The following is a 19,927-nucleotide window of genomic DNA, read 5'->3' as shown; positions in this document are numbered from 1 at the left end:
TTCCCGCTCAACAAGCCACCGCCACCGCCACCGACCCGAGCCCGCTATCGTTGTGGGATCCCCGCATGAGATCCGCACCGGTTCTCATCACGTATCTACTCACGAACGTACGGCAGAGAGCTGATCCTGGCCGATCTGACCGGCTTTGCCGCCCCGCCCCACGAGCACTGGAAGAAGGTTTGGTCCAACAACCCCAATGCCTCAACCGGGAGATGAAACGCCGCGTCGACCTAGTCCAGATCTTTCCCGACCAGAAAGAACTCCGTGACCCGACTGATTGGCGCCGTTCTACAAGAGCAGCACAAGGAAGAGCAATACGACGAAGGCCGCTAACCCTCCGCTATCTCCATACGCACGCTCATCCACACCCTCCACGAGCACACCGACGGCCTCGCCCTCGAACTGTAACCACCCACCACCAGGAAGCAGCCGGACTTACACTACAACGCCGGATGCGACCGGGGGGCTGCTCGGTCCGCGTTCACGCAACCAACGTGTGTTCATTCAGAAGGAGATGTGCGCACAAGTAGGAGGAAATCGCGAAAAACGTCCTACCTGAGCGCACATCTCCTACCTGGTGCACTCGGGAGCCACCGCCTCTGGTGGCGCACGCATCCCCTCACATGCTCAGCGCCAGAGGTGCTCGTGAAACGACGACGAACACACTGCAGTGAGGGCTCGCAGCGTGACCATGGGCCTATGAGCGCCTAAATCGTGCTGGCAGCGGGGACGCTGACAGCACGCGAGAGACGCGCTCGAAATAGAAAGCATGAGGGCCGGTGATCGTCGATCACCGGCCCTCAGCGCGCTAGCTGGAACGTCAGCGTGCGAAGTAACCGCGGTAGTACTCGTACACCCAGCCGACGAGCGCCACAGCGATGAGCGGGGCGCCGATGTAGCAGATCCAGAACCCGACAGCGAGGCCGAGAAGAACCAGACCAGCGGAACCCGCAAGCAGGATCGGCCACCAGCTCCACGGACTGAAGTGCCCGAGCTCAGGGTCGCCGTCATCGATGTTGGCATCCGGGCGGTCTTCAGGCAGTACCCCACCCTGGTTCCTGTGAACGAGACCAAGGTAAAAGGCGATGAGCCCGGCGAGCCCGGCGACAAGGCCAAGTGCGATGGTACCTGCCCACTCGACACCCTGCTGGATCGGATCGAAGATGCCCCAGACTGCGTAGACACCCGAGATGACCGCGAAGAAGACCGCGATGATCCAGAAGATCCTGATATTTGCGACCATGCGTTACTTCGCCTCTCCTTCAGGATCCACGGTCTTTGTAGCGCTCAGAGCGCTCTGCGATGCCGGCTGTTCAACGGTTTCCGGGTGGTTCAGGTCGAACGCCGGACGCTCCGAACGGATACGCGGGATCGACGTGAAGTTGTGACGCGGGGGCGGGCACGACGTCGCCCACTCAAGCGAAGCTCCGTAGCCCCACGGGTCGTCAACGGTCACCTTAGGTGCACGCCGAGCCGTGATGTACACGTTCAGGAAGAACGGGATCATCGAGATCGCCAAGATCATCGCACCGACGGTCGATAGCTGGTTCATCCAGGTGAAGCCGTCCTCAGGTGAGTACGTCGCGTAACGACGCGGCATACCCATGACTCCGAGCCAGTGCTGGACGAGGAAGGTCGTGTGGAACCCGATGAAGAGCAGCCAGAAGTGCCAGTACCCGAGCCGCTCGTTCAGGAGCTTTCCGGTCCACTTGGGCCACCAGAAGTAGAAGCCCGAGAACATCGCGAACACAACCGTGCCGAAAACGACGTAGTGGAAGTGCGCCACGACGAAGTATGTGTCAGACACGTGGAAGTCCAGCGGCGGCGACGCAAGGATCACACCGGTCAGACCGCCGAACGTGAAGGTGATCAGGAACCCGATCGCCCAGAGCATCGGAGTCTCGAACGTGATGGACCCGCGCCACATAGTGCCGATCCAGTTGAAGATCTTCACACCCGTTGGCACTGCGATGAGCATCGTCATCAGCGAGAAGAACGGAAGCAGCACGGAGCCTGTCACGTACATGTGGTGAGCCCACACACTGACAGAGAGCGACGCGATCGCGATCGTTGCGTAGACGAGAGTCTTGTACCCGAAGATCGGTTTACGACTGAAGACAGGGAAGACCTCTGACACGATGCCAAAGAACGGCAAAGCGATGATGTACACCTCTGGGTGTCCGAAGAACCAGAACAGGTGCTGCCACAAGATCACTCCCCCGTTTGCCGGGTTGTAAATCTGGGCGTCGAACACACGGTCTGCGCCAAGGCCAAACATAGCCGCCGCGAGAACCGGGAACGCCATCAGAATCAGAATCGATGTGATAAGCGTGTTCCAGGTGAAGATCGACATGCGGAACATGGTGAGGCCCGGCGCACGCATCGTAATGATGGTCGTGATGAAGTTCACTGCACCGAGAATCGTTCCGAATCCGGACATACCGAGGCCAAAGACCCAGAGGTTCCCGCCCGCACCCGGCGAGAATGTCGTACTCGACAACGGCGTATAGGCAAACCAGCCAAACGCGGCGGCTCCCTGAGGAGTGAGGAACCCGGCGACAGCGATCAAGCTACCGAAGAGATACAGCCAGAACGCGAACGCGTTCAGACGCGGGAACGCGACGTCAGGAGCGCCGATCTGAAGCGGCATGATGACGTTGGCGAATCCTGCGAAGAGCGGCGTCGCGAACATGAGCAGCATGATCGTGCCGTGCATCGTGAACAGCTGATTGTACTGTTCCTTCGTGGGAACGAGCTCAAGACCGGGCTCGAACAGCTGCGCGCGGATGATGAGAGCCATCACTCCACCGATGCAGAAAAACAGGAACGACGCGATCAGGTACATGTACCCGATGGTCTTGTGGTCGGTGGAGGTGATCCACTTGACCAGGATGTTCCCCTTGTGCTCAACCTTCGACTGGTTGACCACCTTTGCCTGCCCCGCGGGCAGGTCCGTTACGGTCGTCAACGGTCTACTCTCCCTCTTCCCTCTTGTCGACTGACGACTTCTCGTCGTCAGGCATGTTCTTATTACGGTCGTAGTCCGAACCGTAGTCGCCGACGTTTCCGGCCTGTTCGAGGTCCTGGAGGTGCTGCTCGTATTCGTCCTGAGAGACGATCTTCACGTTGAACAGCATCATCGAGTGGTATTCACCGCACAGCTCCGCACACTTTCCTGCGTACGTGCCCTCGCGTTGAGTCTCGAAAGACATGTAGTTGGTCTTGCCCGGGTACATGTCCTTCTTGTAGAGGAAGTCGATGACCCAGAACGAGTGGGCAACGTCACGCGACTTGAGCGCGATCTTCACCTTGGAGTCGACCGGCAGATACAGCGTCGGCAGCTTGTCCTGGTCGATGCTGCCGTCTTCGCCCTCGACCGCCTGCACGCCAGCGCTCCAGACGTCCTGTCCGTCAACAGCGTCGTCGTAGACGAAGTCCCATGCCCACTGCTTGGCGTATACGTCGATGACGACATCCGCCTCGTCGTCTGTGTACTGCGTCTCGATCGAGTTCTGATCGCGAGCGGTGAAGGCGAACATTCCGATCACGAGGATCAGCGGCACGATCGTGTAGAAGACCTCGATCGGCATGTTGTAGCGCATTTGCGCCGGAAGACCGGTCTGCCCCTTGCGGCGGCGGTACACAACGATCGCCCAGATGATGAGACCCCACGTCAGGAGACCGACGCCAAGGAGGACGATCCAAGATGTCGTCCAAAGTGTGGCGACTGTCTCAGCGTGGTTGGTCACAGCCTTCTCTCCCTCGATGAATCCGGGGAGATAACCGTGAAGCTCAGCTTGCGTGCAGCCTGCCAACACCACAGTCATTGCGATGGCGACCGGCAGGGCAGCCCAGCGGAGTCGTCTATTCGAGCGCACCTGGGACCTTTCGGAAGACACTGGTAATTCTCAGTCCAGTCTATCCCGATTACAGGGCGAGTGCGTCACCATGGCGGCCCGTCGTCTTCGTCGTGCGGGATTGCTGCTCCCGAATCGTGCGGTGGGAACACAAAACGGCGGGTCGAGCGATTTCTCGCACGACCCGCCGCCAATGGCAGAAAACTCAGCTGAAGCTGTCGCCGCAGGCGCAGCTGCCCTGCGCGTTCGGGTTGTCAATCGTGAAGCCCTGCTTCTGGATGCTGTCTTCGAAGTCGATGACGGCGCCATCGAGATACGGCACGCTCATCTTGTCCACGATGACCTCAACGCCGTGGAAGTCCACAGTCTCATCGCCATCGAGAAGGCGTTCATCGAAGTAGAGCTGGTAGATCAGCCCCGAGCACCCTCCGGGCTGAACGGCGACACGCAGTCGAAGGTCGTCGCGGCCTTCCTGCTCGAGCAGGCTCTTGACCTTCGCCGATGCGGTCTCGGTGAGTTCAACACCGTGTGCCTTCGTCGGATTCTGAGTGGTCAGGGTATCGCTCATGACTCTCCTCGTGGTTTTCGGGCCCCGGTGTGGGGATCTCTCCTCATGCTACTCGCCTTGGCCGTCAACTGGGTGAGTATTCCGATCGTGATTATTCAGCCGCTGCAGAAGACGCGCCTCGGTCAGAATCGCTCGGTGAAAGACCCCGAGGTGAAGCGACTCATTCGGGCTGTGCGCGCGGGTGTCCGGGTCTTCGACACCCGTGATGAGGATCTCCGCCTCGGGAAAGACACGGGTGAGATCGGCGACGAATGGAATGGATCCACCGATCCCCGTGTTCACGGCATCCTTCCCCCAACCGTCCTTCATAGAGGCCAGAGCCTCACTTGCGATCGGTCCGGATGCGTCGACGAGAAACGGATCTCCGAGGTCCACCTCGTCTATCGAGATCTGAGCGCCGAATGGTGCGTTCGCCTCGAGATGTGCACGAAGAGCCGCAAACGCGTCTTCAGCAGACTGCCCAGGCGCAATGCGCGCGCTGACCTTCACCGACACTGCTGGGATCAGCGTGTTCGATGCGTTGGCGACATCAGGAGCATCGATGCCGGTGACCGTGATCGCCGGCTTGTTCCAAAGACGACCGAGGATGCCTCCTGAGCCGACGGGTGTGACTGATGAGAGCAGCGCCGCGTCCGCACGGAGCTCGTCCTCACTGAACGCGGGCGTCTCAGCATCCCTCTGCTGAAGCCCCGCGACAGCCACCGAGCCGTCCGCAGCCCAGAGAGTGTCGAGGAGTCGGATGGCAGCCATCATCGCATCGGGCGCCGCTCCCCCGAACATTCCCGAGTGCGAGGCGTGCTCGAGTGTTCTGATGGTGAGGCGGAACGCGACGTTTCCGCGCAGGCTCACAGTGAGCGACGGCGTCTCGACATCCCAGTTGTCGGAATCGGCCACGACGATCGCGTCTGCGGCCAGCACGCTCTCGTAGCTCTCGAGGAACGCGGCGAAGGACCGCGACCCGAATTCTTCCTCACCCTCGATGAAGAGGGCGATTCCGAGGTCGAAATCGTCACCCTCAGCGTCGATGAAAGCGCGGATCGCGGCGATGTGCGCCATGACGCCCGCCTTGTCGTCAGCCGCGCCACGACCGTAGAGCCGGTCGGCCTTCACAACAGGCTCGAACGGCGACGTCTCCCAGTCTTCGTCACGTCCCGGCGGCTGAACGTCGTGGTGCGCATACAGAAGAATCGTCGGGCGACCATTCTTCGCCTCCCGTCTGGCGAGAACAGCCGGCTGCCCGAGCTCGTCTGTACCAGCCATCGGCGCTCGGGCGATCTCGACATAGTCGAAGACTCCCGTTCCGCGAACAAGTTCGGCGACAGCCTCAGCGCTGCGCTGGACGTGCTGCGGGTCGAACGCCGACCAGGAAACCGAAGGAATGCGAATCAGATTGCTCAGGTCGGCGATCGCGGAGGGAAGATGGCCCTTGACGAGCTCGACGAGCGTGTCGCCTTGAGAGGAAGCGGTCTCTGCGGAATCAGTCATGCAGGTAATCTTAAGAGGACGAATCAACCCTGAGGATGATGTGAGCAAGAAGACTTCCGACGAGACACCAGAAAACCTCGACGCTGCCGAGCCGACCGAGGCGGGTAAGAAGGGTGCTCCGACGCCGAAGCGGAGCACGCAGGTCGCCGCGAACAAGCGTCCGCTTGTGCCGAACGACCGCAAGGAGGCGCGTCAGAAGGCACGTGCGCAGATGGCCGAGCAGCGGGAGCGCGCTCGCATCGGCATGGCCAACGGTGAGGAACGGTATCTGCCCGTCCGAGACCGCGGCCCGCAGAAGCGCTTCGTGCGTGACTGGATCGATGCCCGCACGAGCCTGAGCGAGTTCATGCTGCCGTTCATGTTCCTCGTCATCGTCGCGACGTTCATTCCCATCCCCCAGATTCAGGTGTACGGAATGTTCGCTCTTTGGGCGTTCTTCTTCGTCATGGTCGTCGAGTGCTTCCTCGCGGGCTTCCGCGTTCGCAAGGCACTGCGCGAGAAGTTCGGCGAGAGCCGCGTCGAGCGTGGAGTGCGCTGGTACGGCGCTATGCGGATGATTCAGATGCGCCGACTCCGTCTGCCCAAGCCGCAGGTGGACCGCGGCGCCAAGGTCAGCTGAACCTGTAGTCAGGCGCATCCACACGCGGCCCCGCCCAGCCGCAAGAGCAGACTGTCCACGGCTGGGGCGCGCTCCGGAGCACTGTAGTCAGTTCGACGCTCTTCTGAGCTTCGCCAGTCCGCGATTGATTCGGCGGGCCCAGAGCGGGCCCTCGTAGATGAAGCCCGAGTACCCCTGAACGAGGGTCGCTCCCGCATCGAGCCGCTCAGCGACGTCCTCCGCGGTCTCAACTCCGCCGACGGAGATGACGCAGAGTTCCGAGGGCACCGCGGACCTGATGACCTTAAGCACGTCGAGTGAGCGTGCGGCAAGAGGAGCGCCCGAGAGGCCCCCGGCCCCAGCGGCGTCGACCGTCGCGGCATCCGTTGTGAGTCCCTCGCGCGACAGCGTCGTGTTCGTCGCGATGATTCCGGCAAGCTTCTCCTGCACGACCAACTCGCAGATGCGGACGATCTCCTCATCCGAGAGATCCGGGGCGATCTTCACAAGCAAAGGCGTGTCGCCGGATTCTTCGTTGATTCGTGACAGGAGCGGCTGTAGCCTGTCGAGTTCTTGAAGCCCACGAAGTCCCGGGGTGTTCGGCGACGACACGTTCACGACAAGGTAGTCCGCGAGCCGGGACACCATGCGACAGCTCGCCACATAGTCGTCGATCGCGTCCGCGACGTCGACAACACGACTCTTCCCGATGTTGACACCTATGACCGGGCGATTCTTACGTCGGTGCGCTCGAGCGAGACGCGGCGCGGCTGCCTCAGCGCCGTCGTTGTTGAACCCCATCCGGTTGACGATGCCTCGATCCGGAATCAGCCGGAACAGTCGTGGCTTCGGATTCCCCGGCTGGGCGAGAGCGGTCAGCGTACCGACTTCCACATGCCCGAACCCAAGGTCTCCGAGGCCAAGCACGACCTCACCGTTCTTATCAAAACCCGCGGCTACTCCGAACGGCGACGGAAACGTTCGGCCGAGCGTCTGAACCTCCAACGAGCGCTCAGGCGCCGTAAAACGACGAACCAGCGCTCCCGCACCCGACGTCTGAAGAGCGCGAATCGCTGCGAACGCAAGATGGTGTGCGCGCTCTGCGTCGAGCTTGGAGAGGAAGGCGGAGAAGAGGAAACCGTACATTCGTCGCTTTCGGTCGTCGAGTAGAGGAAGGCCGCGTCAGTCGTCAGTCGAGGATGCCGCTTCACGCTGCTCAGCATGTTCACGGCGCAGGGCCGCGATGGACTCCTCGAAATCGTCAAGGGAGTCGAACGCCTGGTAGACGCTCGCGAAGCGCAGGTACGCGACCTCATCGAGTTCGCGAAGCGGCGTCAGAATCGCAAGCCCAATGTCATTGGCGTCGATCTGTGATGTTCCGGTCTGACGGATAGCCTCTTCGACTCGCTGCGCGAGGACTGCGAGGTCGGAGTCTGTCACCGGGCGACCTTGGCAAGCCTTGCGGACGCCCGAGACGACCTTGTCGCGGCTGAACGGCTCGACGACCCCGCTGCGCTTGATGACGTTCAGACTCGAGGTCTCCATCGTGCTGAAGCGACGCCCGCACTCCGGGCACTGACGGCGTCGTCGAATCGAGAGGCCGTCGTCGCTCGTGCGCGAGTCGATCACGCGGGAGTCCGGGTGCCGGCAGAAGGGACAGTGCATGCGATGCCTCCTGGGTCAGTCGCGGGTTATGCGTCGAAGCGGACGGTCACGGCTTCGCCGTGGGCCGGAAGCCGCTCGGCGTCGGAGAGATCAACGATCGGCGCTGAGACGGCTTCGAGGGAGTCCCGGTCGTACTCGATGACTTGCTGGGGACGCAGGAAAGTGTACGCGCCGAGGCCCGATGCGAAGCGCGCTTGACCGCCGGTCGGGAGAACGTGGTTGGACCCGGCAAGGTAATCGCCGAGGCTCACCGGCGAATACGGCCCGACGAAGATCGCGCCGGCGGACGTGATGTGCTGAAGAGTGCCCTCGGGTTCGTGGGTCTGGATCTCAAGGTGCTCCGGTCCGTAGGCGTTGCTGAACTCCGCAGCATCCACGAGATCGCTGACCAGCACGATGGCCGACTGGGGGCCGCCGAGAGCGATCTTCACCCGCTCAGCATTCGAAGTCTCGGCCGCGAGCCTGTCCAGCTCTGAGATGACGTCTCGAGCGAGCGCCGGCGAGTCCGTGACAAGGACGGATGCCGCGGCCTCATCGTGCTCCGCCTGGCTGATGAGATCCGCTGCGACGAAGCGCGGGTTGGCAGTTCCGTCGGCGATCACGAGGATCTCTGTCGTTCCGGCTTCCGCATCGATTCCCACTTGTCCGCGTACGAGGCGCTTCGCAGCCGCCACGTAGATATTTCCGGGGCCGGTCACGACATCGACGGCGTCCAGACCGAGATCGGGGACGCCGTACGCGAACGCGCCGATCGCGCCGGCACCGCCCATCGCGTAGACCTCATCGATGCCGAGCAGTCCTGCGGCGCCGAGGATGGTCGGGTGGACTCCCCCGTCGAAGTCGCGCTGCGCTGGCGATGCAAGGGCGATGGAGCGGACGCCTGCGACCTGCGCCGGAACCGCGTTCATGATCACACTTGACGGGTAGACCGCTTTTCCGCCCGGAACATAGAGCCCCACACGCTCGACGGGCTGCCAACGCTGCACGATCGAAGCTCCCGGCGCCATCTGCGTGCGACGCTCTGGCGGAACCTGGGCCGCCGTTGCCCGTCTGACACGGTCGATGGATGCCGTCAGCGCCTCGCGCACTGCGGGATCGAGCCGTTGCACTGCCCCATCGATCTCGTGCTCCGGAACACGAATGGCCGCGGGCCGCACTTTGTCGAGCCGCTCAGCCTGTTCGAACAGGGCATGCGATCCGGACGTCCTGACTTCCTCGATCAACGTATGAGCTGCCTCGCTCGCGACGGACACGTCGACGATCGGTCGCGGAATCGCGGTTGCCAGCTCGGAACGATTGAGGTGCCTGCCTCGCAGGTCGATGGTCTGGATCATATCCTGAACATCTTATCGGGAGAGGGCGGTTCAGCCCCGAGTGAGTCCATCAATGTCGTTCAGGATGCCGACACGTCCGTCATCGTTCCGAAGGACCAGTGAGCTGCCGCGGTCCTCGACCGCGAGAGCCCACGCTCCGGGCCCGATCTCGAAGATCATCTGTCCGGATTCCTGGTCGATGACAGAGCGCGGGCGCGGGGACCAAACCCAGAACGGCGCCGCGGACTGTACGGGCTCGTCGCTCGTGTCGCTGGCGGACGAGTCTGGAGATGCCGTCTGCTCGGCTGAAGCCGTGCTGTCCACCACTGGTGCGCCTGTTTCAGGCTGCGGCGCCGGCGGCATCTCAGAAGCGGCGGGTGAGACGGGCTGCGCCTGAGGAGTCTCTGTCTCCGGCCGAGCGTACGGATTCGGTTGGGCAGCCTGGGCCTGAAACGGCTGCTCAGCGTGTGCCGGAGCCTGATTCTCCGCCCACGGCTGACTTGGTTGAGCGGGGTAACCGCCGTAGGGAGCTGCATAAGCCGTCGACTGAGGCTTGACGATCTCCGTGATCGGTCGAGCCATCACGTGAGCCTCAGCAGTCGCGCGGCCAGAGAAGTCAGCTGAGAACGGCGGAATCATCGAGCCGAACGTGGTGAGGACGACGAGGACGATGCCGAACAGAAGTCCGAGCACCGGACCGATACCCAGACCGATCGAGAAGAGCATGCCGAATGAGCCAGACGCACTCATGATAATCAGGGTGAGCCCGGCGTACATGGACGCCGCGACGATTGACGTGGCGGACGCGAACTGGTCGACAGAGAGCGAGCCGACTCGCAGTTTGAGCCCACTGGAGAGGCGCCGAATCAGAAGCAGAACCGCTGACGCCAGAGGGAGCAGCGCTCCGGGAATGGCGAGCGGCCAGATCATCGACCAGAGCGAGCCACCGCTTACGCTCCCCGAGACGAGGGGAAGGAACGATGAGATCAGAATGAGCAGCGTTGCGATGAAGATGAGCAGCTCACGCAGGGTGAACGGGCCAACCGCGATCTGTTGGTTTCTCGGCGCGCTTGCGGGCTGCTGGTACGGAGCGTAATGCTGCTGCGGAGGCGGCACCGGAGCGCCGGGGGCGGGACGATACGCCTGCTCCCCTGAGTTCCAGTTCTGCGGCGGTTGGTGGTTCGTCATTGTTATTCAGCCCTCCACATGGTTTGACTCACAGCCTGGCCATCCTATCCAAGGCAATTCGGGCCGAGAAGCGATTTGAGCTCGCCGAAGAGATCGGCAGACACCGTGACGGGATACGGAACTTCAAAGACGCGTGCCATATCGCCGCGGAGCAGCCGGAGGCGCACCTCGTTGTCACCGCGATGTCGGCCAAGAATATCGGCGAGTTCTGTCACAGCGTCGGTAGTCGCTCGCTGTTCCGGAATGTTCAGCATGAGCGGCCCGCTGGACTCGTCCTGTTGCAGATCGGGCGAGAAGATCGAATATGCGTGCAGGTTCATGCCGTCGTCTCGCATGCTCACACGTCCGCGGACGACGACGATCGTGTCGTTTTGGAGCGTGTGCTGAAACTCCTGATATGCCTTGCCCATGAACATGACGGTGATCTCTCCGCCGAAGTCCTCCACCGTGATCATGCCGTATGGGTTACCGGATGTCTTCGCCACCCGGTGCTGCACATTGGTTACGAGACCAGCGACTGTGGCCGTGTCTCCGTCCTGCGTGTGCTCGGATGTCGTCAGGTCCGTGATCGAGGTGCTCGCGAGCTTCGCAAGCGACATCTCCAGCCCCGCCAACGGATGGTCAGAGACATATAGCCCGAGCATCTCCCGTTCGAAGGCGAGCTTGTCCTTCTTCGACCATTCCGGCCGCTCTGGCACATGGGTCGTCGGGGTCTCCCCCACCTCAGCGAAAAGACTGTCGAAGTCGAACCCGACCTGTCCGGTGGCCTCCATCCTCTTGTCACGGACCGCCGACTCCACGGCATCCTCGTGAATCTCGACGAGCGCTCGGCGCGTCGACCCCATCGTGTCGAACGCACCGGATTTGACGAGGGACTCGACCGTCCTTTTGTTCGTCACATGCGAGGGAACCTTGCTGAGGAAGTCATGGAACCCCTCGAACTTTCCTTTCTCCTCACGCGCAGCGACGATCCCGTCCACGACGTTGCCACCAACGTTTCGAACGGCGCCGAGCCCGAAGCGAATGTCTTCGCCGACCGCGGCGAAGAAGTTGATGGACTCGTTCACATCCGGTGGAAGAACACGGATACCCATCCGCCTGCACTCGTTCAGATAGAGTGCGAGCTTGTCCCGTGAGTCGCCGACGCTCGTGAGAAGCGCGGCCATGTACTCGGCCGGATAGTGCGCTTTGAGGAACGCGGTCCAGTACGAAACCACTCCGTACGCGGCTGAGTGCGCTTTGTTGAATGCATAGTCCGAGAAGGGAAGAAGGATGTCCCACAGCGCCTTGATGGCACCCTCGGAGTAGCCGCGCTCTTTCATTCCACCGCTGAATCCGACGTACTGCTTGTCGAGCTCGGACTTTTTCTTCTTGCCCATCGCACGCCGGAGAATATCTGCCTGGCCGAGACTGAACCCAGCGACCTTCTGCGCGATCGCCATCACCTGCTCCTGATAGATGATGAGACCGTACGTCGTGTCGAGGATGTCCGCGAGAGGCTCCGCGAGCTCGGGGTGAATCGGCGTGATCTTCTGCAGACCGTTCTTACGGAGCGCGTAATTCGTGTGAGAGTCGGCTCCCATAGGGCCGGGGCGATATAGCGCGATGACTGCGGAGACGTCTTCGAAGTTGTCCGGCTTCATCAGTCGGAGAAGGCTCCGCATTGGGCCACCGTCCAGCTGAAACACTCCGAGTGTGTCTCCTCGTGCGAGCAGCTCGTACGACCCGCGATCATCCAGAGGAAGCGTCTCGAGATCGAGAGTCTCTCCCTTGTTCATCTCGATGTTCGCCAGTGCGTCGGAGATGATCGTCAGGTTCCGCAGACCGAGGAAGTCCATCTTGATAAGTCCGAGGGACTCACACGCCGGGTAATCGAATTGAGTGACGATCTGGCCATCCTGCTCACGCTTCATGACCGGGATGATGTCGAGGAGAGGATCGCTCGACATGATGACGCCAGCAGCGTGGACTCCCCACTGACGCTTCAGGTTCTCGATGCCGAGGGCGGTGTCGAAGACCGTCTTCGCTTCGGGGTCAGACTCGACCACAGTGCGCACATCGACGGCCTCACGGTAGCGAGGATGCTCTTTGTCGAAGATGCCCGTAAGAGGGATGTCCTTGCCCATGACGGGCGGCGGCATCGCTTTGGTGAGCTTCTCCCCCATTCCGAAGGGGAAGCCGAGCACCCTCGCGGAGTCCTTGAGCGCCTGCTTCGCCTTGATCGTTCCGTACGTGACGATCTGCGACACGCGCTCGTCGCCGTACTTCTCGGTGACATACTTGATGACCTCGCCGCGACGACGGTCATCGAAGTCGACGTCGAAGTCAGGCATCGACACACGATCCGGGTTGAGGAACCGCTCGAAGATCAGTCCGTGCTCGAGCGGGTCGAGGTCGGTGATCCTCATCGCGTAGGCGGCCATCGAGCCAGCTCCCGAACCACGTCCGGGTCCGACACGGATGCCGTTGTCCTTCGACCAGTTGATGAAGTCAGCGACCACGAGGAAGTATCCGGGGAATCCCATCTGCGAGATGATCCCCATCTCGTAATCGGCTCGCTCGCGGACGGGCTGAGGGATGCCGTTGGGGTACCGGTACTCCAGCCCCTTCTCGACTTCCTTGACGAACCAGGTCTGCTCGGTCTCCCCGTCGGGAACGGGGAAGCGCGGCATGTAGTTGGCGGTCGTATCAAAGTTGACGTTGCACCGCTCGGCGATCTCCAACGTGTTGTCACACGCATCGGGGTGATCGCGGAACAGCAAACGCATCTCTTCAGCGGTCTTCAGATAGAACTCGTCAGCGTCGAACTTGAACCTGTTCGGATCATCGAGTGTCGCGCCCGATTGCACGCACAGGAGAGCGGCGTGGCTCTTCGCGTCGGACGCGTGCGTATAGTGCAAGTCATTCGTCGCGACGAGCTTGAGACCCAGATCCTTCGCGAGATCCAGAAGCTCGGTCGCCACCCGCTTCTCGATGCCGATGCCATGATCCATGAGCTCGCAGTAAAAGTTATCTGGACCGAAGATGTCACGGAACTCAGCCGCCGCCCCACGAGCTTCCTTGTACTGACCGAGCCTCAGACGCGTCTGAACTTCGCCACTCGGGCATCCCGTCGTCGCAATAATGCCCTTCGAGTACTGCGAAAGGATCTCGCGATCCATGCGAGGCTTGAAGTAGTACCCCTCGATGGATGCCTTCGAGGAGAGCCGGAAGAGGTTGTGCATTCCCTCTGTCGTCTCGGCGAGAAGCGTCATGTGCGTATACGCGCCGGAGCCCGAGACATCGTCACCGCCGCCGTTGCCCCAGCGCACTCGAGTGCGGTCGCTCCGGTGCGTGCCAGGTGTGAGATACGCCTCGGTTCCGATGATCGGTTTGATGCCGGCGGACGTGGCTGTCCGCCAGAAGTCGAAGGCGCCGAACATGTTGCCATGGTCGGTCACGGCAAGGGCCGGCATCTCCTTCTCGACAGCGGCCTGCACAACCTCTGCAATACGCGCCGCGCCGTCGAGCATCGAGTACTCACTGTGGACGTGGAGATGGACGAATGAGTCAGTAGAGGACACCATTACTCCGAGTGACGAGGATGAAAGTCGCCTCCAGCCTAGTCACGGCTGAGGACATCGAGCGCATTCTGAAGATCCGGTGCGTAGGGGGCGTTGAACGTCGCCCACTCCCCTGTCCCGGGATGCGAGAACGAGAGCTGAACGGCCTGCAGCCACTGCCGGGTGAGGTCGAGACGTCGAGAGAGCACGGGATCCGCTCCATAGAGCGGATCGCCCGCACACGGATGCCGTACCGCCGCCATATGCACGCGGATCTGGTGCGTTCGGCCTGTCTCCAAATGAATCTCAAGAAGGCTCGCGTATGGGAACGCCTCAAGCGTCTCGTAGTGTGTGACCGAGGGCTTGCCATCATCGATGACAGCGAACTTCCAGTCATGCTTCGGATGTCTGCCAATCGGTGCATCGATCGTTCCGGTCAGGGGATCCGGATGCCCCTGCACGACAGCGTGATAGATCTTCTCCACTTCGCGATCATGGAAGGCACGCTTGAGCGCAGAGTATGCGCGCTCGGACTTGGCGACCACCATCAGGCCGCTCGTGCCCACATCGAGACGATGAACGATCCCCGCGCGCTCGGGTGGTCCCGCGGTCGCGACGGTGAACCCTGCAGCGGCAAGGGCACCGAGAACCGTCGGGCCGTGCCAGCCGACAGAGGGGTGCGCGGCGACGCCCGCAGGCTTGTCCACCACGATGATGTCTGCATCATCGTGGACGATTCCAAGATTCTCGACCGGAAGCGGCTCGACGACAGGCTCCCGGCGTGGCGTCCACTCAACGCTCAGCCAAGCTCCGGCCTGAAGCCGATCAGACTTCTGCACGGGGCGTCCATCAAGCTCGACGGTTCCGCCTTCGATGACGTCAGCCGCGAATGAGCGGGAGAATCCGAGCAACTTGGCTATACCGGCATCCGCTCGCACACCGTCGAGCCCGTCAGGGACGGGAAGACTCCTCGATTCCATTCAACGTGCTCCCGCGCTCGAGTCCTCGTCCGTCTGAGGAGGCTCCGCGGCTTCGGTCGCATCAGCCGGAGCGGGCTCCTGCAGCTCGGCTGCGTCGGAGGCTGAGCGCTTCGCTGTGCGCGTGCCGTCCAGATTCAACCCGACGATCGTGAGGATGATGAACAGCACCATGGCGCTGACGATCCCGATATCTGCGATGTTGTAGTACGCGGGGACGATCCACGGGGTCGAGATGAAGTCAACAACGTGACCGAGCCCGAATGAGGGCTCACGAAACAGTCTGTCCCACAGGTTTCCCAGCACACCGCCCAACAGGAGCCCGAACACGAGGCCCCACATTGTCGAACGGATGCGCCTCGCCATGACGATGATGGCGACCACCACCACAGCGGCGAGAATCGAGAAGATCCACGTCGCGCCGGATGCGAACGAGAACGCTGCGCCGGAGTTTCTAACGAAGTACAGCTGAAGCACATCGCCGAGGACGACGATCCGATCGCCTTCCGTCATCGACGCGACGACGAGAGACTTCGTGATCTGGTCCAGGGCAAACCACAGCACAGCCACAGTCCCGAGGACGCCGAGCGCCCGGACCATGGCTGTGCGTGAAGGTGAGTCTGGCAAAGACCTAGTGGCTGGTCGACTCAGTCAGCTGAGTCGAGCCACTGGCAGGACTCGACTTGTCGAGGTCCTTGAGGTGGCCTTCGATGTAGCTGCGAAGGTTCTGGCGGTACTCACGCTCGAAGTTGCGCAGCTCGTCGATCTTCTTCTCGAGGCCCGACTTGGCGGTCTCGAGCTTCGCAAGCTCTTCGCGCTGCTTCGCCTCGGCCTCAGCGACGACACGTGCGGCCGTGGCGTGGCCCTCGGCGATGAGCTGGTCGCGCTTCTCCGAGCCTTCGCGCACGTGCTCGTCGTGCAGACGACGCGCGAGGACAAGCAGGCTGTTCGAGCTCTCGGAGTCGTCCGCCTCGCTAGACGCGCTCGAGGCAGGTGCCTCAGCGGCAGGAGCAGGGGTGACAGGAGCGGCCGGAACCGGAGCCGCAGCGGGCTTCTCAGCGGCAGCATCGCTCTGGGATGCCGCGTTGGACTCAGCCTTCGCCAGCTTCTCCTTCAGGTCATCGTTCTCCTGAATGAGGCGGCGCAGCTCGACAACGACCTCATCGAGGAAATCGTCGACCTCGTCCTGGTCGTACCCCTCGCGAAACTTGGTCTGCTGGAACTGCTTATTGACTACGTCTTCCGGAGTGAGCGCCATGGCTTACCACCTTCATGTGTTCATGTGTTCATGTGTAGCGTGCCCACGTTAGCAAACACGACTTGAAATTGCCGGGACGCACGACGCGCGACGCTGCTTTTAGATTACAGGCGCTTGTGCGATTTCACGGATTGCATTCCCGGAAAGTCGGCAGATTCGCCCTATTGGATGAATCCGACGAGGAACATCGCGACGATCACGCAGAGCATCGTGATGCTCCAGCCGAAGTCCAGCGCGACAGCGCCGAGGCGGAGCGGAGGAAACACTCGCCTGAAGAAGTTCACCGGCGGATCCGTGACCGAGTACACGATCTCGGCCGCCACGAGCCCAGCGCCGCGCGGGCGCCACGCACGATTGAACGTCCTCATGAGGTCGAGAATGAACCGACCCCACATGATGAAGAAATACAGGAGCAGCACCAGGTAGAGGATGCGGCCGATCAGCGGTACGACGGAACTCACCCGTCAATTATCGCTGAGCGAAGAAGGTCGCGTCGGACTCCTCCGAGTGATCCTGATCTCCTGAGATGGAAACATGCGACGGTGAAAGCAGGAAGACCTTCGACGTCACACGCTCGATCTTTCCGTAGAGACCTTGTGAGAGACCGCTCGCGAAGTCGATGAGACGACGTGCGTCTCCGTCGCTCATCTGCGAGAGATTGATGATCACAGGCACACCCTCGCGGAAGTTCTCGGCGATGATCTGAGCATCGCGATACTGCTTCGGGTGAACGGTCAGGATCTCGCTGAGCTCAGTGGGCGCGGCCTGCTTTACGGCCGTGGGACGACGCAGCGGCGTCACAGGTGCTTTGCTGTGCGACTGCGGGGCAGGCTCAGCAGCTGCCGGAGCGGCTGCGGCGGGCGCTGCAGCCGTCGACTGCGACCGAGCGGGCTCGTCGTACTCCAGCTCCTCATCGGCCAGCCCGAGATACACCATGGTCTTCTTGAGGGGGTTCGACATCGCTTCCTCCGATTGTGGTCCTTCCTTCCGAGGTTAACGGCCTGCCCGCCCATTTCGCGTGATTGAACCGGGCATTTCCCCGCGTGTCGTCCTGTGAAACACGTGTGCCCGGCACCGTGGAATCACGGGCCGGGCACACGCTCGGAGTTGAGAAATGACTACTTCAGGAAATCGGGGATGTCGAGCTCATCGTCGTCGGAGAACGCCGCGTCTGCCGACGACCGCGAGGCGGGGATATGCTGGGGAGCCCGGGGAGCTTCCCACGGCTTCCGCTCGGGCTCGGTGTCGTTCGGCACCTCGACCACGTCTTGGTCTGTGGATTCCGACTCGTTGTCCGAGGACGTCGAGGACATCACGCCGCCCGTGGTGATGACGGCATCCTTCATCGGTTCGATCTGGCGAGCCGGCGGCTCTCCCCCGTCAAAGCCTGCGGCGATCACCGTCACGCGGACTTCGTCGCCAAGAGTGTCGTCGATGACGGCACCGAAGATGATGTTCGCCTCGGGGTGCACGGCTTCCTGCACGAGGCGCGCAGCGTCGTTGATCTCAAAGATGCCCAGGTTCGACCCACCCTGAATGGAGAGCAGCACACCGTGTGCTCCCTCAATGCTCGCTTCGAGCAGCGGCGAAGCGACCGCGAGCTCTGCGGCCTTGATCGAGCGATCCGCACCCCTCGACGAACCGATGCCCATCAGAGCTGAACCGGCACCTTGCATGACCGACTTCACATCGGCGAAGTCGAGGTTGATGAGCCCAGGAGTCGTGATGAGGTCCGTGATGCCCTGAACACCGGCGAGGAGCACCTGGTCAGCGGTCGAGAACGCCTCGAGCATGCTGATGCCTCGATCGCTGATCTCGAGAAGCCTGTCGTTCGGGACGACGATGAGGGTGTCGACCTCCTCCTTCAGCGTGGCGACGCCGAGCTCAGCCTGCTGCTGGCGGCGACGTCCCTCGAAGCTGAACGGTTTGGTGACGACACCGATCGTGAGCGCGCCGATCGACTTGGCGATGCGTGCGACGACGGGGGCACCGCCGGTGCCTGTGCCGCCTCCCTCACCCGCAGTGACGAAGACCATGTCTGCGCCAGCGAGCGCCTCTTCGATCTCCTCTGCATGATCCTCGGCGGCACGGCGACCCACTTCGGGATCTGCTCCTGCGCCGAGTCCGCGAGTGATCTCGCGACCGACATCGAGCTTGACGTCGGCATCGCTCATGAGAAGCGCCTGAGCGTCTGTGTTGATGGCGATGAATTCCACACCGCGCAGCCCGAGCTCGATCATCCGGTTGACGGCGTTGACGCCGCCTCCCCCGATGCCGACCACCTTGATCACTGCGAGGTAGTTCTGATTTGTAGTCACGTCCGGCCTCCGATGAGAACTTTCAACCTCAAGTTAAGGGTTAAAGTTATGCTGAGTATGCATTTCCTGACATTCACGTTATGCGGGCGACGTCCCCGTGCCCTTCTGACACGCGGGCGTGTCGCGATGCCGTACTCCGAATTCAGCGTTTCGACAGCTCAGCGAGGTTTGAGCACCACGTTCTCGGCGCTGGAGACGTCGTAGTACTCCACGGAGTCAGGAGGGTACGCCTTCATCAGCTCGGTGAGCGTCTTCGCCTTCTGAGCAGAGTTCTCATCGCTCCCCCACCGCACGATCGCTCCGCTGTCGGCGAAGACCAGCGTGACATCGTCGCGGGTCGACGCCTCGATACGATCCACCTTCGAGCGCACATCATCGGGAAGCGCTCGCAGAACGGCGGCCGCAGCGGTGAAGCCTCGGCTCTCCGGGTCGGGGCTCGTGTCGATGACGGGGAAGCCCGCTGGACGCTCTGTGGAGGTCCGCAGCACGACTCCCGCCGCATCCACAACCGAATAGCCGTCCTTGGCTTTCAGCACGCCGAGAGGCTCGCGCTCCACAAGTCGAACGATCAGCGTCGACGGCGGCACAGCCTCGACGGTGTAGCTCTGGATCAGCGGATATTTGACGAGGGATGCCTTGATCGCACGCTGATCGACAAGCGGCAGCGGCGTGCCGATCTGACTCTTCAGATCCTCCACGATGGCATCGCTGTTGACAAGCTTCGCTCCCTCAACCGTCACTTCTTTTACGGCCATGATCGGTGAGTACGCCACGCCGACTGAACCAACAGCCACGAGGAGCACTGCGCCAAGCGAGATCAGGATGTTGCGTCGACGCCTCCGCTGGCGCGCTGTGAACCGCTTGATCTCCTGGCGCTCCAGCCGGCGCCGCGCCCAGACGGCTCGCTGCAGCGACCACCATCCGAAGCCGCGTGGCGATCGATCCGAGCCATCCCGCGGGTACTCGTCGAGCTTCGATGCCTTCTGCTCTTCGTCAGCGGTGCGTTCTGCGCCGGCATCCTGCTTCTCAGGGGGCTCACCTGCAGAACCGGAAGAGAATCGACCGACATACGTGATGACATCACCACGATCGGTGTCAGGCTTCTCGTTCTCCGGCTCCGGCTTCGCAGCCGGCGTGAATCCCCCTGGACGCTTCACT

18 protein-coding genes and 1 pseudogene are annotated in these 19,927 nt (G+C 62.0%); 2 read left to right on the top strand and 17 right to left on the bottom strand.

Features of this window, described 5'->3' with window-relative positions; translation table 11 throughout:
- Nucleotides 1-132: 132 nt before the first annotated feature.
- Nucleotides 133-330: pseudogene (locus ACSAGD_RS06050) on the top strand (transposase); the annotation flags it as partial.
- A 490-nt stretch (nucleotides 331-820) separates the two neighbouring features.
- On the opposite strand, the gene ACSAGD_RS06045 reads toward ACSAGD_RS06050, so the two are convergent.
- The 5 genes from ACSAGD_RS06045 to ACSAGD_RS06025 form a co-directional block, all read right to left on the bottom strand.
- A complete protein-coding gene (locus tag ACSAGD_RS06045) occupies nucleotides 821-1,243 on the bottom strand; it encodes a cytochrome c oxidase subunit 4 (RefSeq protein ID WP_437584820.1) in 423 nt (140 codons plus the stop codon).
- A 3-nt stretch (nucleotides 1,244-1,246) separates the two neighbouring features.
- Nucleotides 1,247-2,968 (bottom strand): aa3-type cytochrome oxidase subunit I, encoded by a 1,722-nt coding sequence (gene ctaD / locus ACSAGD_RS06040; protein ID WP_437584819.1) that lies wholly within the window; start codon nucleotides 2,966-2,968, stop codon nucleotides 1,247-1,249.
- Nucleotides 2,969-2,972: 4 nt separating this feature from the next.
- Nucleotides 2,973-3,878 (bottom strand): aa3-type cytochrome oxidase subunit II, encoded by a 906-nt coding sequence (gene ctaC, locus ACSAGD_RS06035; RefSeq protein ID WP_437585120.1) that lies wholly within the window; start codon nucleotides 3,876-3,878, stop codon nucleotides 2,973-2,975.
- A 184-nt stretch (nucleotides 3,879-4,062) separates the two neighbouring features.
- Nucleotides 4,063-4,425 (bottom strand): iron-sulfur cluster insertion protein ErpA, encoded by a 363-nt coding sequence (gene erpA / locus ACSAGD_RS06030; protein ID WP_437584818.1) that lies wholly within the window; start codon nucleotides 4,423-4,425, stop codon nucleotides 4,063-4,065.
- A 48-nt stretch (nucleotides 4,426-4,473) separates the two neighbouring features.
- Entirely contained in the window at nucleotides 4,474-5,910 is a 1,437-nt protein-coding gene (locus ACSAGD_RS06025) for a dipeptidase (protein WP_437584817.1), read from the bottom strand.
- Between the two features lie 40 nt (nucleotides 5,911-5,950).
- On the opposite strand from ACSAGD_RS06025, the gene ACSAGD_RS06020 reads away from it, so the two are divergent.
- Entirely contained in the window at nucleotides 5,951-6,529 is a 579-nt protein-coding gene (locus tag ACSAGD_RS06020) for a DUF3043 domain-containing protein (RefSeq protein WP_437584816.1), read from the top strand.
- Nucleotides 6,530-6,616: 87 nt separating this feature from the next.
- On the opposite strand, the gene ACSAGD_RS06015 is transcribed toward ACSAGD_RS06020, so the two are convergent.
- From ACSAGD_RS06015 to ACSAGD_RS05960, 12 genes are all read right to left on the bottom strand, one after another.
- Nucleotides 6,617-7,654, bottom strand: coding sequence for a quinone-dependent dihydroorotate dehydrogenase (locus ACSAGD_RS06015; protein ID WP_437584815.1), 1,038 nt, complete (start codon nucleotides 7,652-7,654; stop codon nucleotides 6,617-6,619).
- A gap of 36 nt (nucleotides 7,655-7,690) precedes the next feature.
- Nucleotides 7,691-8,173: a transcriptional regulator NrdR gene (nrdR, locus tag ACSAGD_RS06010; RefSeq protein WP_437584814.1), complete on the bottom strand. Its 483-nt coding sequence runs from the start codon at nucleotides 8,171-8,173 to the stop codon at nucleotides 7,691-7,693.
- 26 nt (nucleotides 8,174-8,199) lie between these two features.
- Nucleotides 8,200-9,507 carry a histidinol dehydrogenase gene (hisD, locus tag ACSAGD_RS06005; protein WP_437584813.1) on the bottom strand — a complete coding sequence of 436 codons (1,308 nt, stop codon included), beginning with the start codon at nucleotides 9,505-9,507 and terminating at the stop codon, nucleotides 8,200-8,202.
- Nucleotides 9,508-9,537: 30 nt separating this feature from the next.
- Nucleotides 9,538-10,674 carry a hypothetical protein gene (locus tag ACSAGD_RS06000; RefSeq protein ID WP_437584812.1) on the bottom strand — a complete coding sequence of 379 codons (1,137 nt, stop codon included), beginning with the start codon at nucleotides 10,672-10,674 and terminating at the stop codon, nucleotides 9,538-9,540.
- A gap of 44 nt (nucleotides 10,675-10,718) precedes the next feature.
- Nucleotides 10,719-14,240 carry a DNA polymerase III subunit alpha gene (dnaE, locus tag ACSAGD_RS05995; protein ID WP_437584811.1) on the bottom strand — a complete coding sequence of 1,174 codons (3,522 nt, stop codon included), beginning with the start codon at nucleotides 14,238-14,240 and terminating at the stop codon, nucleotides 10,719-10,721.
- A 35-nt stretch (nucleotides 14,241-14,275) separates the two neighbouring features.
- Complete coding sequence (locus ACSAGD_RS05990; RefSeq protein WP_437584810.1) at nucleotides 14,276-15,196, bottom strand: RluA family pseudouridine synthase; 921 nt, start codon at nucleotides 15,194-15,196, stop codon at nucleotides 14,276-14,278.
- A complete protein-coding gene (lspA, locus tag ACSAGD_RS05985) occupies nucleotides 15,197-15,820 on the bottom strand; it encodes a signal peptidase II (RefSeq protein WP_437584809.1) in 624 nt (207 codons plus the stop codon).
- Nucleotides 15,821-15,824: 4 nt separating this feature from the next.
- Nucleotides 15,825-16,451 (bottom strand): DivIVA domain-containing protein, encoded by a 627-nt coding sequence (locus tag ACSAGD_RS05980; RefSeq protein ID WP_437584808.1) that lies wholly within the window; start codon nucleotides 16,449-16,451, stop codon nucleotides 15,825-15,827.
- Nucleotides 16,452-16,612: 161 nt separating this feature from the next.
- The gene (locus ACSAGD_RS05975) at nucleotides 16,613-16,912 is read right to left on the bottom strand and encodes a YggT family protein (RefSeq protein WP_437584807.1); all 300 of its coding nucleotides are present in this window, start codon (nucleotides 16,910-16,912) and stop codon (nucleotides 16,613-16,615) included.
- Between the two features lie 7 nt (nucleotides 16,913-16,919).
- Complete coding sequence (locus ACSAGD_RS05970) at nucleotides 16,920-17,411, bottom strand: cell division protein SepF (RefSeq protein ID WP_437584806.1); 492 nt, start codon at nucleotides 17,409-17,411, stop codon at nucleotides 16,920-16,922.
- 158 nt (nucleotides 17,412-17,569) lie between these two features.
- On the bottom strand, nucleotides 17,570-18,769 hold the full coding sequence (gene ftsZ / locus ACSAGD_RS05965) for a cell division protein FtsZ (RefSeq protein WP_437584805.1): 1,200 nt from the start codon (nucleotides 18,767-18,769) through the stop codon (nucleotides 17,570-17,572).
- Nucleotides 18,770-18,927: 158 nt separating this feature from the next.
- The gene (locus ACSAGD_RS05960; protein ID WP_437584804.1) at nucleotides 18,928-19,926 is read right to left on the bottom strand and encodes an FtsQ-type POTRA domain-containing protein; all 999 of its coding nucleotides are present in this window, start codon (nucleotides 19,924-19,926) and stop codon (nucleotides 18,928-18,930) included.
- Between the last annotated feature and the right edge of the window lies 1 nt (nucleotide 19,927).

It is taken from the genome of Paramicrobacterium salitolerans (assembly GCF_051513965.1).
In the GTDB taxonomy this organism is placed as follows: Bacteria; Actinomycetota; Actinomycetes; order Actinomycetales; family Microbacteriaceae; genus Paramicrobacterium.
Note: the sequence above shows the minus strand (reverse complement) of the source record. Positions and strands in the feature narration are given on the sequence as shown.

Coding starts and splice junctions, on each gene's coding strand:
- ACSAGD_RS06045 (WP_437584820.1), bottom strand. CDS start 1,243: ATGGTCGCAAATATCAGGATCTTCTGGATCATCGCGGTCTTCTTCGCG.
- erpA (WP_437584818.1), bottom strand. CDS start 4,425: ATGAGCGATACCCTGACCACTCAGAATCCGACGAAGGCACACGGTGTT.
- ACSAGD_RS06025 (WP_437584817.1), bottom strand. CDS start 5,910: ATGACTGATTCCGCAGAGACCGCTTCCTCTCAAGGCGACACGCTCGTC.
- ACSAGD_RS06015 (WP_437584815.1), bottom strand. CDS start 7,654: ATGTACGGTTTCCTCTTCTCCGCCTTCCTCTCCAAGCTCGACGCAGAG.
- nrdR (WP_437584814.1), bottom strand. CDS start 8,173: ATGCACTGTCCCTTCTGCCGGCACCCGGACTCCCGCGTGATCGACTCG.
- hisD (WP_437584813.1), bottom strand. CDS start 9,507: ATGATCCAGACCATCGACCTGCGAGGCAGGCACCTCAATCGTTCCGAG.
- ACSAGD_RS06000 (WP_437584812.1), bottom strand. CDS start 10,674: ATGACGAACCACCAACCGCCGCAGAACTGGAACTCAGGGGAGCAGGCG.
- dnaE (WP_437584811.1), bottom strand. CDS start 14,240: ATGGTGTCCTCTACTGACTCATTCGTCCATCTCCACGTCCACAGTGAG.
- ACSAGD_RS05990 (WP_437584810.1), bottom strand. CDS start 15,196: ATGGAATCGAGGAGTCTTCCCGTCCCTGACGGGCTCGACGGTGTGCGA.
- ACSAGD_RS05980 (WP_437584808.1), bottom strand. CDS start 16,451: ATGGCGCTCACTCCGGAAGACGTAGTCAATAAGCAGTTCCAGCAGACC.
- ACSAGD_RS05970 (WP_437584806.1), bottom strand. CDS start 17,411: ATGTCGAACCCCCTCAAGAAGACCATGGTGTATCTCGGGCTGGCCGAT.